13 protein-coding genes are annotated in these 11,021 nt (G+C 71.3%); 2 read left to right on the top strand and 11 right to left on the bottom strand.

The window, feature by feature from the left end:
* The 9 genes from AB0H87_RS30505 to AB0H87_RS30465 all read right to left on the bottom strand — a co-directional run.
* Positions 1 to 771, bottom strand: a 771-nt coding sequence (locus AB0H87_RS30505) for an alpha/beta fold hydrolase (protein ID WP_360153244.1), incomplete at its 3' end; no start/stop codon positions are given.
* 18 nt (positions 772 to 789) lie between these two features.
* Entirely contained in the window at positions 790 to 1,944 is a 1,155-nt protein-coding gene (rhaI, locus tag AB0H87_RS30500; RefSeq protein ID WP_360153241.1) for an L-rhamnose isomerase, read from the bottom strand.
* The gene (locus tag AB0H87_RS30495) at positions 1,944 to 2,270 is read right to left on the bottom strand and encodes an L-rhamnose mutarotase (RefSeq protein ID WP_360153238.1); all 327 of its coding nucleotides are present in this window, start codon (positions 2,268 to 2,270) and stop codon (positions 1,944 to 1,946) included. The genes rhaI and AB0H87_RS30495 overlap by 1 nt, the downstream gene beginning before the upstream one ends.
* A gap of 19 nt (positions 2,271 to 2,289) precedes the next feature.
* Complete coding sequence (rhaS, locus tag AB0H87_RS30490) at positions 2,290 to 3,357, bottom strand: rhamnose ABC transporter substrate-binding protein (protein ID WP_360153234.1); 1,068 nt, start codon at positions 3,355 to 3,357, stop codon at positions 2,290 to 2,292.
* Positions 3,354 to 4,388: an ABC transporter permease gene (locus tag AB0H87_RS30485; RefSeq protein ID WP_360153232.1), complete on the bottom strand. Its 1,035-nt coding sequence runs from the start codon at positions 4,386 to 4,388 to the stop codon at positions 3,354 to 3,356. Before AB0H87_RS30485 ends, rhaS begins: the two co-directional genes overlap by 4 nt.
* Positions 4,378 to 5,409 (bottom strand): ABC transporter permease, encoded by a 1,032-nt coding sequence (locus AB0H87_RS30480; RefSeq protein ID WP_360153229.1) that lies wholly within the window; start codon positions 5,407 to 5,409, stop codon positions 4,378 to 4,380. The genes AB0H87_RS30485 and AB0H87_RS30480 overlap by 11 nt, the downstream gene beginning before the upstream one ends.
* Complete coding sequence (locus tag AB0H87_RS30475) at positions 5,406 to 6,887, bottom strand: sugar ABC transporter ATP-binding protein (RefSeq protein WP_360153226.1); 1,482 nt, start codon at positions 6,885 to 6,887, stop codon at positions 5,406 to 5,408. Before AB0H87_RS30475 ends, AB0H87_RS30480 begins: the two co-directional genes overlap by 4 nt.
* Before the next feature lie 71 nt (positions 6,888 to 6,958).
* A complete protein-coding gene (locus tag AB0H87_RS30470; RefSeq protein ID WP_360153223.1) occupies positions 6,959 to 7,633 on the bottom strand; it encodes a hypothetical protein in 675 nt (224 codons plus the stop codon).
* A 12-nt stretch (positions 7,634 to 7,645) separates the two neighbouring features.
* Complete coding sequence (locus AB0H87_RS30465) at positions 7,646 to 8,185, bottom strand: CGNR zinc finger domain-containing protein (RefSeq protein WP_360153220.1); 540 nt, start codon at positions 8,183 to 8,185, stop codon at positions 7,646 to 7,648.
* Between the two features lie 70 nt (positions 8,186 to 8,255).
* On the opposite strand from AB0H87_RS30465, the gene AB0H87_RS30460 reads away from it, so the two are divergent.
* The gene (locus AB0H87_RS30460) at positions 8,256 to 9,194 is read left to right on the top strand and encodes a DMT family transporter (RefSeq protein WP_360153217.1); all 939 of its coding nucleotides are present in this window, start codon (positions 8,256 to 8,258) and stop codon (positions 9,192 to 9,194) included.
* Here the strand turns inward: AB0H87_RS30460 and AB0H87_RS30455 are convergent.
* A complete protein-coding gene (locus tag AB0H87_RS30455; RefSeq protein ID WP_360153214.1) occupies positions 9,186 to 9,605 on the bottom strand; it encodes an Imm1 family immunity protein in 420 nt (139 codons plus the stop codon). The genes AB0H87_RS30460 and AB0H87_RS30455 overlap by 9 nt on opposite strands.
* Positions 9,580 to 10,128: a hypothetical protein gene (locus AB0H87_RS30450; protein WP_360153211.1), complete on the bottom strand. Its 549-nt coding sequence runs from the start codon at positions 10,126 to 10,128 to the stop codon at positions 9,580 to 9,582. The genes AB0H87_RS30455 and AB0H87_RS30450 overlap by 26 nt, the downstream gene beginning before the upstream one ends.
* A gap of 133 nt (positions 10,129 to 10,261) precedes the next feature.
* On the opposite strand from AB0H87_RS30450, the gene AB0H87_RS30445 reads away from it, so the two are divergent.
* Positions 10,262 to 10,849: a copper resistance CopC family protein gene (locus AB0H87_RS30445; protein WP_360153208.1), complete on the top strand. Its 588-nt coding sequence runs from the start codon at positions 10,262 to 10,264 to the stop codon at positions 10,847 to 10,849.
* Positions 10,850 to 11,021 lie beyond the last annotated feature (172 nt).

The raw sequence follows: 11,021 nt of genomic DNA, 5'->3' as shown, positions 1-11,021 counted from the left end.
TAGCCCGCCGAGGCCCGAGAACCCGATGAACACCACCAGCCAGCCGACGAACATCCGCCGGCGCCCGAGCAGGTCCGCGGCGCGGCCGCCGCCGAGGAGGGCGAAGATCTCCGCGAAGGTCGACGGCGGGACCTGGTCGGCGTCCGTGCCCACGATCATGGTCGGGACGCTCAGGCCGCGTACCTGCTCGGTGTAGTCGAAGTCCTGCATCATCCACGCGCCGATCTTGTCGAGCAGGCGCGGGAAGTCCTCGGGGCGCGGCGCGACCTTCTGGTAGAGCTGGTACATCGGGGTATCCACCATGAACTCCGCGGCGGCCGCGCTGACCTGGCCCTGCTGGGCCCGCAGCTCCGGGTAGACCGCGTCCGGTGTCAGGTAGATGGACGCCATCACCAGCTTGCGCACCTTCGCCGGGTAGTCGGACGCCGTCTGCATGGCGACGCCGCCGCCCAGTGAGTAGCCCACCACGTCCGGGCGGTCCAGCCCCAGGTGGTCGATCAGCGCCGCGATGTCGGCGGCCATGTCCGCGAGGGTGATCGGGCGGTCGATGTCGGCCGTGCGGCCGTGGCCCTGCAGGTCGACGGTGATCACCTCGTGCGCGGCGGCCAGCTGCCCCAGCACCGGGCCGAACATCTCGCCCGAACCGAGCCCGCCGTGCAGCAGGATCAGGGGTCGGCCGGAGCCGCGCCGCTCGTAGTAGAGGTTGATGCCGTTGACCTCGGCGTAGTTGCCGTTGCCGGCGGTGTCCTCGGTCCAGTCGGTGACGGTCATGGTGTGCACTCCCCGATTTCAGGCGCCCCATCCGGCGGCCGTTCCGCCCACCCTAGTGCTCCTGACCGTCTCGAAATACCCCGAGCGCCGGTAGGCCCCGATCGGGTCGGGGTCCAGGCCCATGTCGGCGCGTAGATCGCGCAGCATCGGCCGCACGTCGGTGTGGTAGGCGTCCATCAACACGTCGTTGGCGCCCAGCACGTCACCGGACGATTGCGCGGCGGCCAACGCCGACCGGTCCACGAGCAGCGCTTTGGCGGTGGCTTCCTGGACGTTGCACACCGACCGGATCACCGCCTGGATCTTCGGCTCGATGTTGTGACACTGGTCGAGCATGAACGCCACCCCCGCGTCGGCCCGCAACGCGTCCGCCGACACGATCTCGGACATGATCCGGAACAGCTGGAACGGATCCGCCGCACCGACCATCAGGTCATCGTCGGCGTAGAACCGCGAGTTGAAATCGAACCCACCCAACTTCCCCGCCCGCAGCAACACCGCCACGATGAACTCGATGTTCGTACCCGGAGCATGATGCCCGGTATCGATCACCACCTGCGCCCGCTCACCCAACGCCAGACAATGCGCGTACGCCGTCCCCCAGTCCGGCACATCCGTGGTGTAAAAAGCCGGCTCGAACAACTTGTACTCCACCAACATCCGCTGCCCGGCACCCAACCGCTCATACGTGGCGGCCAGCGCCGCGGCGAGCCGGTCCTGCCGCACCCGGATAATGTCCTGCCCCGGATAGTTCGTCCCGTCCGCGAACCACAACTTCAAATCCCGCGACCCCGTCGCGTCCATGATGTCGACACACTCCAACACATGCGCCAACGCCTTCGCCCGCACCCGTTCGTCCGGATGACACACCGACCCCAACCGGTAATCATCATCCTGGAACGTGTTCGTGTTGATCGTCCCGAGCCCGACCCCACGCTCCTTCGCATACCCCGCCAGATCCCCGTAATCGTCAACCTTGTCCCACGGAATATGCAACGCCACCGTCGGCGCCACCCCCGTGAACCGATGCACCGTCGCCGCATCCGCGATCTTCTCGTACGGATCCCGCGGCACACCCTCCTGCGCGAACACCTTGAACCGCGTACCCGAATTCCCGAACGCCCACGACGCCGTCTCGATCCGCTGCTCCCGCAGCGCGTGCAGGTCCGCCATCACGACACCTCCAGGTGGAAGACCTCGTCGAGCACGAGGAAACCGCGATCCGGCCGGCCGCCCGGCAGGTCGGCGAAGAACGGCGCCATCTCCGCCTGCCAGCGGGCGTTGACCTCGGTCGCCTCCATCGCGTCCAGGGACGCGTCGAGGTCCGCGGTCAGGAAGTAGCCCACCAGCAGACCGTCGTCCCGCAGGAACAGCGAATAGTCGTGCCACCCGGCGGACCGTAGTGCGGCCAGCATGTCCGGCCACACCGCGGCGTGGCGGCGCCGGTACTCCTCCAGCCGATCGGGCTTCACCTGAAGCGTGAAACAGACCCGGCGCACGCCACCCTCCACAGCGGACTCAGAAGTCGAACTGGTCGATGTTGGACGCTTCGAACGTGAACGGGTCGCCCAGCACGATCTCACCGTTCTTGCCGACCGTGTACTCGCCGAGCTTGCCCGCCTTGAACTTGTCGCCCTCCTTGCCGGTGATGATTCCGGAGGCCAGGGCGCCACCCGCGTAGGCAGCCAGGTAGCCGAGGTCGGCCGGGTTCCACAGCGCGAACGCCTTGCAGGTGCCGTCCTTGACGAACGCGCGCATCTGGTTCGGCGTGCCGAGACCGGTCAACTGCACCTTGCCCTTGTACGAGGACCCGGACAGGTAACGGGCGGCGGCGGCCACCCCGACGGTGGTCGGCGAGATGATGCCCTTGAGGTTCGGGTGCTTGGACAGCAGGCCCTGCGCCTCCTGGAACGACTTCTCGTCCTGGTCGTCGCCGTAGACCGTGTCGACCAGCTTCAGCTTGCTGTACTCCGGCTTGGCCAGCTCGGTCTTCATCATCTCGATCCAGGCGTTCTGGTTCGTCGCGTTCGCCGTCGCCGACAGGATCGCGATCTCGCCGCCCTCGGGACCCACCGCGTCCGAGATCAGCTTGATCTGGGACTTCGCGATGCCGTCCGCGGTCGCCTGGTTGACGAACACGTCCCGGCACTGCGGGTTGGTGTCCGAGTCGTACGTGACCACCTTCGCGCCCGCGGTCTTGGCCTCGGTCAGGGCGCCGCAGATGGCGTCCTTGTCGTTGGCGGACACCACGATCACGTCGGTCTGCTGCTGCGAGAGCGTGTTGATGTAGGAGACCTGCGCGGACGGGCTCGCCTCCGACGGGCCGGTCTGCGAGTACGTGCCCTTGAACTCCTCGACGGCGGACTTGCCGCCCTTGTTGTCCGAGGTCTCGAAGTACGGGTTGTTCACCTGCTTGGGCAGGAAGGCGATCTTCAGGCCCTCCTTGATGGCGCCCGTGGAGTTGCCCGTGTCGCCGCTGCCCGAGCCGGTGCCGGCGTCGCCGCCGTCGTCGGCACAGGCGCCCATGGCCAGCGTCAGCGCCGCGAGTGCGGTCGCGGCGACGACGCGTACACCTGTGATCCTCATGGTTGGGTCCTTTCCTCAGGGGGTCGTCGACGCAGCCGCCCGCGTGCCATCCGCACCACGTTGGGCCCGACGACGGAAGCGATGAGCAGCGTTCCGGTGACGATCGTCAACGCGTTGGCCGGGACGTCGGCCAGTTGCAACGCGTTGCGGAGAGTGCCGAGGAGCGCGACCGCGGCGACCACACCGAGCAGGCCACCGCGACCGCCGAAGATGGACACGCCGCCCAGCAACACCGCCGCCACCACCGACAGCTCGAGGCCGTTGGCGTTGTCGGCCCGGGCAGACGCGAACCGGAACGTCCAGAAGACGCCCGCCAGCGCGGCGACCACACCCGTCGCCACGAACAACCAGAACTTGGTGCGCATGACCGCGATCCCGGAGTACGCGGACGCCTCGGCGTTGTTCCCGATCGCGTAGAGCGCCCGCCCGACCGGCGTCGCGTGCAGCAGCACCCCGAACAGCAGCGCCAGCACCGCGACCACGAGGACGAACCACGGGACCACCGTGCCGGGCAACGGCGCGATCATGTTCCGCGTCCAGTCGACCGGGTAGTCGGCCACCGCGCGGTCGCCGAGCACCACGTAGGCCAGGCCGCGGTAGAGCGCCAGCGTGCCGATCGTGACCGCGAGCGACGGCAGGCCGAACACCGTGACGAAGATGCCGTTGACCGCGCCCAGCACCGCGCCGAGCACCAGGCTGATCGCGATCAGCAGGGGCAGCGAGGTCACGCCGGCGTGCCAGAGCTGACCGAGCACGCTGCAGGTCAGGCCGACGGTGCTGGCCACGCTCAGGTCGATCTCGCCGGTGATGATGATCAGCGTCATGGGCAGCGCGATCAGCGCGATCGGGATCGCCTCGAGGATCACGAACCGGTAGAAGCGCGGGTTGCCGACGCCGTCGACGGTCATGCTGCCGACGACGATCACCAGGACCAGGGCGACCAGCACGAGCACGTCCCACGAGCCCAGCACGCCGCGGGCCCGGGCGCGGGGCGGGGTGACCGGCTCGCGGACCGGCGTCTCAACGGCCACGGTCGGTGCCTCCTCGAAGTCGCCGGGCCAGCCGGACGGCCAGCGACCGGTCCAGGCCGATGGCGGCCAGGATCAGCACGCCGACCGCGGCGCGCTGCCAGAACGGGTTGATGCCGAGCACCGGCAGGGCGCTGCCGATCGTGGTCAGCAGCACCGCGCCGAGTGCGGCGCCGTAGACGGAGCCGCTGCCGCCGAAGATCGCGACACCGCCGACCACGACCGCGGCGACCACGTTGAGCTCCTGGCCGAGGCCGGCGTTCGCGTCGATCGTGCCGAACCGGGCGGCGTGCAGGACGCCCGCGAGTCCCGCGAGAGCGCCGCTGGTGACGAAGGCCCAGAACACCCGTCGGCCGACGGGTACGCCGTAGAGGCGGGCGGCGTCGGGGTCCGAGCCGATCGCGTACAGCTCGCGGCCGCTGCGGTAGGAGCGCAGGAACACGCCGGCGCCGACCAGCACCACGACCGCGAACAGGGCGAGCACCGGAACGCCGAGCACCGACTGCGTGCCGAGCTTGAGGAATCCCGACGGCATGTCGGCCGCGTTGATCTGCCGGCCGGTGGCCCAGGTGTAGTCGAGGCCGCGGAATACGTAGAGGGTGCCGAGCGTGACGACCAGGGCCGGCACCCGCGCGGCGGCGATGAGGCCGCCGTTGACCGCGCCACAGGCCGCGCCGAGCGCGATGCCGATCAGCAGGGCGACCGGGATCGGCAGGCCCGGCGCGCTCTGGAACATCGCGCCCGTGGCGAACGCGGCCAGGCCCAGGATCGAGCCGACCGACAGGTCCACGTTGCGGGTGATGATGACGATCGCCTGGCCGACCGCGAGGATCGCCAGGATCGTCGAGCTGAGCAGCAGGTCCTTGATGTTCTGCGCCGACAGGAAGCGCGTGTTGACCGCGAACGTGACGCCGACGAGCAGGATCAGGGCCAGGCCGATGCCGAGCTCGCGGACCACGAAGAGGCGTTGTACGACAGCCGTGCTGTCGGGGGCGCCTGAGCCCGCGGCGGTCGGGGCGGTCACGGGCGGGCTCCGGTCGCGGCGACCATCACCGACTCCTCGTCCGCGGTGGCCCGCGGGATGTCGGCGACCAACCGGCCCTCGTGCATGACCAGCACCCGGTCGGCCATCCCGAGCACCTCGGGCAGCTCGCTGGAGACCATCAACACCGCCACCCCGTCGGCCGCCAGCTCCGAGAGCAGGCGGTGCACCTCGGCCTTCGTACCCACGTCGATCCCCCGGGTCGGCTCGTCGACGATCAACACCCGGGGCTCCGTCGACAGCCACTTGGCCAGGACGACCTTCTGCTGGTTGCCACCGGAGAGCGTCGCGACCGGGTCGGTCGGGCGGCCCGCCTTGACCTGCAGCCGTCGGGTCCAGGTCGCCGCGGACCGCCGCTCGGAGCCACCGAACAGCAGGCCGATCCGGCTCAGCGCCCAGCGCCGCGGCAACGTCGTGTTGCGCTCGACCGACAGCTCCATCACCAGGCCCTGCTGGCGGCGGTCCTCCGGGACCAGCGCGAGGCCGGCGGCGATCGCGGCGGGCGTGTCACCGGGCCGCAGCGGCCGGCCGTCGACCAGGACCTCGCCCGCGTCCGGCCGGTCGACGCCGAACACCGCGCGGACGACCTCGCTGCGGCCGGCACCGACGAGGCCCGCCAGCGCGACGATCTCGCCACCGCGGACCGCGAAGCTCACGTCGTCGAAGAACCCGTGCCGGGTCAGGCCGCGCACCTCGAGCCGGACCTCGCCCGGTGTGGTGTCCACCTTGGGGAACAGCGTCGCGACGTCGCGGCCGACCATCTTGCGGACCACCTGGTCCACGGTCAGCTCCGCGGCCGGCGCGGTGTCGACCCGGCGGCCGTCGCGCATCACGGTGATCCGCTCGCAGAGGTCGAACACCTCGTCGAAGCGGTGGGAGATGAACAGCACCGCGGCGCCGCCGTCGCGCAGCGAGCGGGCGACCGCGAACAGGCGCTCGACCTCCACACCGGACAGTGCGGCGGTCGGCTCGTCCATCACCAGCAACCGGGCGTTCGTGGACAGCGCCTTGGCGATCTCCACGAGCTGCTGGTCGGCGATCGACAGCCCGCGCGCCGGGCGGTCCGGGTCCATCCGCACGCCGAGGCGGTCGAACAGCTCCTGGGAGCGGGCCCGCATCGCGGCCGCGTCGATGCGGCGCAGCCCGCGCAACGGCTGGCGGCCCATGAAGATGTTCTCCGCGACCGAGAGGTCCGGGAACAGCGTGGGCTCCTGGTAGATCACCGCGATGCCGGCCGCGCGGGCGTCCGCGGGACCGCTGAACGTGACGGGCTCGCCGTCGAGCAGGATCGTGCCGGCGTCCGGCGGGTGCACCCCCGCGAGGATCTTCACCAGCGTGGACTTGCCCGCGCCGTTCTCGCCGACCAGCGCGTGCGCCTCGCCGGCGACCAGCTCGAGGTCGACGTCGCGCAGCGCCGCCACGGCGCCGAACGACTTGCTCACCCCTTGCAGCGCCAGCATCGCACCTCCTGGCCGTGAAACGTTTCATAGATGCTGTGACTCATGACACTAGGGATGTGCGTCCATCACCGTCAAGGGCCGGTGTGGCCCTCTTCCTCGCCGTCCGCGGTGAAGGCACCGCTGCCCTGCTCGGTCTCGAGATAGACGTGCTGGTGGCCGAGGCCGGCGTCCACATTGATCTGGTCGAGCTGGGCGGCGGCGACCGACCACGCGGTCGCGGCGCCGGTGCGGGCGCGGGTGGCGATCGCGATGAGTCCGGCGCGCTGCTCGGCCGGGCCGGCGACCGCGGTCGCGTAGAGGTCTACCGCCGTCGTGAAGTCGGAGATCGCGCCGCGGAAGCCGCCGCGGGCGACGTTCGTCGCCGTCGTGCCCGACGGGCTCTCGGAATGCGCGGAGACCAGGCCCTTGACGGTCTGCTGCCAGCTCGCGACGGTCGCCGCGTCGGCCGGCCGGCCACTCTCGACGGCGGCGTCGAACGCGTCGAGCAGCGGGGTCAGCGCCTGCTGCGACGAGCGGGCGACGGTGGTCAGCGCCTTGATCTGCTCGACGTCGCGCTTGGCCTCCTGCGCCCTGATCTCGTCGATCGCCCGCGTCGTGGCGTCGGGTCTGCCGATCAGGAAACCGGCCAGCCCGGCGAGCAGCGCGGCGACGACCACGCTCGCGATGAACGCGACCAACGGAACGCGGCGGGCGCGGGCCTGCTCGGCCTGGCGGACGAAGGACGGCTTACCGGTCTTCCGCGACATCGAAAGACGGTATTACGGCTCCGGGGAACGGATCAAGGCCGCACGGCGGGCGCGGTAGGCACTGACCGCGGCGCGGTTGCCGCAACCACCGTCGCAGAAGCGCTTCGAGCGGTTCTTGGACAGGTCGACGAGGACGTTGCCGCAGTCCGGGTACGCGCAGACGCGCAGGCGGTCCAGCGCCGCCGCCCGGACGACGTCGACCAGCGCCATCGCGGCCTCGACGGTCATCCGCACGGCCAGCGGCGCCTCCCGCGGGATCGCGTGCAGGTGGTAGGGCCAGCCGTCGTGCCGGACCAGCTGGGGCAGCGCCGCGCTCTCCCGCAACATCGTGTTGACGGTCTCGACCAGCTCGTCGTCGCCGAGCTCCCAGAACCGGCGGAACCGCGGACGCAGGGCGCGCACCTCGGCCAGCTCCTCCGCCGTTCCGGTGTGGACGCCGGTGTCCTGGTGCTCGCGCAGGAAGGCGCTCAGCGCCGCGACGTCGTCGAGCGGCGCGTTGACCAGTGCCGCGGTCTGCGCGAGCGCCGCCTCCGTGTCATGGGTGAAAACCATCTTGACCCCTGTCACTCCTCCCCTTAGCGTCATCAGTGTAATCCACTTTTGCTCATGACAGGGGACTCCGATGCCACCGGCCCGCTCGCTCGGCCTGCTCTTCGCCGTGCTGTCCGCGTTGACGTTCAGCACGTCGGGCCCGTTCGCGCGGGCGCTGCTCGACGCCGGCTGGAGCACACCGGCCGCCGTGGCGACCCGGGTCGGCGTCGCGGCCGTGGTCCTGGCGGTGCCCGCCGCGCTGCTGCTGCGCGGCCGCTGGGGCTCCGTGCGCCGCAACCTGACCGGGATCACGCTGTTCGGCGTGCTCGGCGTCGGTGCGACCCAGGTCGGCTACTTCAACGCGATCCGCTACCTGCCGGTCGGTGTCGCACTGCTCCTGGAATACCTCGGTGTGGTGCTCGTCGTCTTCTGGATGTGGGCGGTGCACGGCCAGCGGCCACGCGCGCTGACGGCCGCGGGCGCCGTCACCGCCATCGTCGGTCTGGTCCTCGTGCTCGACCTCAGCGGCGGCGCGCGGCTCTCGCCGGCCGGCGTCGCGTGGGGCCTGTTCGCCGGCGTCGGGCTGGCCTCCTACTTCGTGCTCGGCGCCCGCGACTCCGGCGACGACGAGGTGCCGGCGCTGGCCCTGGCCACCGGCGGCATGGCCATCGGCGCGGTGCTGCTGGTCGCGCTCGGCGCGACCGGGCTGCTGCCGATGCACGCGACGTTCGGCCAGGTCAGCCTCGGCGGGCACCAGGTGAACTGGCTGGTGCCGGTCGCCGGGCTGTCGCTGGTCGCGGCCGTGGTCGCGTACGTGGCCGGCATCGCCGCCGCCCGCGCCCTCGGCGCCCGCCTCTCGTCGTTCGTCGGCCTCACCGAGGTGCTGTTCGCGGTGCTGGTCGCCTGGCTGGTGCTCGACGAGCTGCCGGCACCGGTCCAGATCCTCGGCGGCGCACTGATCATCGCCGGCGTCGCCCTGGTCCGCCTCGACGAGCGCAAGCCGGCGCCCGAGGCGCTGGTCTCAGCCTGACGCCCAGCGCAGCGTCGGGTCGGGTCTGCCGTCCTCGGCGAACGCGCGGACGGCCCGCAGCGCGGTGTCCAGGTCGACCACCTCGTGCCGGGGCACCTGGCGGAGCCGGCCGGCCGCGACGAGGGGCACCCGCCCGGGTGCCGCGTCGGGCGTGCGCACGACGATGACGTCGTCGTGCTCGTCGGAACCCAGGTGCACGGTGTAGTGCCCGGCGCCGCCGGCGATGGCCAGCCACTGGCCGTCGTGGCCGGTCACCACGACCTCCGTGTGCCGCTGCTGGTCCAGGGCGAGCACGGCGGCCTCGAGGTCCGCGGGGGTCGGCGCGGCTTCGCACAGGTGGTCGGCGCGGCCGTCCGCCCAGCGGTCGCGTTCGAGCCGCACCGGCTCAACGACCGGCGATGAGAGCGTCATAGAGCTCGTCGTAACGGGTCTGGTCGGCGGAGAGCCGGCCGTCGTCGGCGACCGTGAACCCGCCGCTGCGGAAGCACTCGACGAACAGGTCCACCATCGCCGGCAGGTCGGGGAACTCGATCCGGGTCGCCTCGCCGGAACGGATCTCGACGATCCGCGGCTCGTGCTCGCCGGACCAGAGCGCGGCGAACAGGTCGCCCTCCTCCGAGGCGAGCAGCGGGAGCCAGCCGTCACCGAGCGCCAGCACCGGATCGTCCTCGTACCCGTGCCGCATCCCGACGGCCTCGGCCAGCGCGAGCGGCAGGTATCCCGGGATGACCTCGACGTCCTGATGGTCCTGGCCCGGGGCGCGGGTCACGCCGTCGTGCCACGCGAACCACTCGACGACGACAGGGGGCAGCGGGCCGTACCGGGTGATCCGGTCCGGCGGCAGCCCGGGCACCAGCAGGTCGACGACCGGGCGGCGGAGCACCCGCAGCCACCACTCCAGGTCGTCGAGGCGATCGGTCAGTGACTCCTCCACACGGTCACCAGCGCCGACGCTCCGCCCGATGTCACACCGGTCGTCGCCGTGGCCCGGAAAGTTCCCGCTTTCTTCCGACACCCGGCGGCCGCGGGCGAACCGCTACCGTGTCGGGAACGAACCGGGAGGATCGATGCGCCGTCATGCCGCCACCGCGGCCGCCCTGCTCATCGCGCTGTTCGTGGTCGTCGGGCCCGCCACGCCGGCCGCGGCGCACACGAAACTGGCCAGGTCGGTGCCCGCCGCCAAGGCGACGGTGACCAGGCCGGTGACCGCGGTGACGCTGACCTTCAGCGGGCTGATCAAACGGGCCGGCACCGAGGTCGAGGTGGTCGGCACGGACGGCAAGGACGTCCGGACCGGAGACGTGACGGTCCTCGACAAGACCGTCACGGCGCCGGTGTCGCCGCTGCCGCTCGGCAGGATCACGGTGCGGTGGCAGACGGTTTCCGCCGACGGCCACGCGCTCACGGGTGAGTACGCCTTCAGCAACAAGGCGCCGGCACCGCCGGTCGCGACCCGGGTGCCGGCCACGCGATCCCCGACTCCGGCGGGCTCCACGCCGACCGGCGAGGCGACCGTCGAGGCCGGCGCGGTCGTGCCGATCTCCGCGGACAGCGGCCTGTCGACCGGCGCGATCGCCGGTGGCGCGGCCGTGGCGGTGATCGCCGTCGGCGGGCTGGCGGGTCTCCTGTGGTGGCGGCGCCGCCCGAACGGGTGAGTGAGGGCTTCTCCACAAACCGGGTCGCTCGGGATGCGCGGGCCCGAAGGCCCCGATAAGGTCGCGGGTCTATGCCCGACTCCCCCAGGGCTTCCGGCGCACGGTGGTCGAGGCGGACCAGGTGGTGTTCGCCGCCGGCGCGCTGGGCACGGTGTCGCTGCTGCACCGCATG

The sequence above is a fragment of the Asanoa sp. NPDC050611 genome (assembly GCF_040654855.1).
GTDB lineage: Bacteria > Actinomycetota > Actinomycetes > Mycobacteriales > Micromonosporaceae > Asanoa.
The sequence above is the reverse complement of the archived record's forward strand: the minus strand, read 5'-3'. Positions and strand labels throughout refer to the sequence as shown.